The following is a 706-nucleotide window of genomic DNA, read 5'->3' as shown; positions in this document are numbered from 1 at the left end:
GGGGCTCGGCCGCTACATCCTGGCGGTGCCGATGCGCCGGCTGCGCGATGTGGATGAGGCGGTTCTGACCCGACCGGGGCGCTATCGGAAGGTTGCCGACAATCTTCAGGCCAAGGAGGTCGTGGTCGGCGACGGTGAGCGGCGCAAGCGTTACGTTCTTTGCCTGAACCCTGAGGAAGCCGAGCGGCAGCGCCAGCATCGCGACGAGGTTCTGGCCGGCCTGCGCGCCGAACTGGCGTTGCTCGCCGCCCGAGATGCCGAGCATCCCAAGGCCGCCTGCGCGCTGCTCACCTCGCGCCGCTACGGCCGCTACCTGAGCACGGATGCGGCCGGCAGGCCGCATCTGGATTCCGGAAAGATCGCCCATGCCGCCCGCTTCGACGGCAAGTTCGTCGTGATCACCAACGACGACACGCTGTCCACCGAGGACGTCGCCCTCGGCTACAAAGGCGGAACCATCATCGAAGCCTGCTTCCGGCGGATGAAGCAGACCGGGCTCGAGGTCCGGCCGATGTATCACTGGAGCCCGCGCCGGATCGAGGCGCATGTCAGGCTCTGCGTCCTTGCCCTGCAGATACAGCGCTCGGCGGAGTTGCGCTGCGGCCTTCCCTGGGCGCGGATCGCCCACATCCTGGCCGGCCTCAAGGCGGTCCGCTATCAGATCGCCGGCCGGACTATTGTTCAGCGCACGAAAATCAGCCCCGAA

1 protein-coding gene and 1 pseudogene are annotated in these 706 nt (G+C 67.4%); one reads left to right on the top strand and one right to left on the bottom strand.

The features are described from left to right. A partial coding sequence (locus tag APM_RS22885; protein WP_241763236.1) for a hypothetical protein occupies positions 1-265 on the bottom strand: 265 nt, incomplete at its 3' end. On the opposite strand from APM_RS22885, the pseudogene APM_RS21135 reads away from it, so the two are divergent. Further along, a pseudogene (locus APM_RS21135) lies at positions 239-706 on the top strand (transposase); the annotation flags it as partial. The gene APM_RS22885 and the pseudogene APM_RS21135 overlap by 27 nt on opposite strands.

The organism is Acidiphilium sp. PM (assembly GCF_000219295.1).
Classification (GTDB): domain Bacteria; phylum Pseudomonadota; class Alphaproteobacteria; order Acetobacterales; family Acetobacteraceae; genus Acidiphilium; species Acidiphilium multivorum.
The sequence above is the reverse complement of the archived record's forward strand: the minus strand, read 5'-3'. Positions and strand labels throughout refer to the sequence as shown.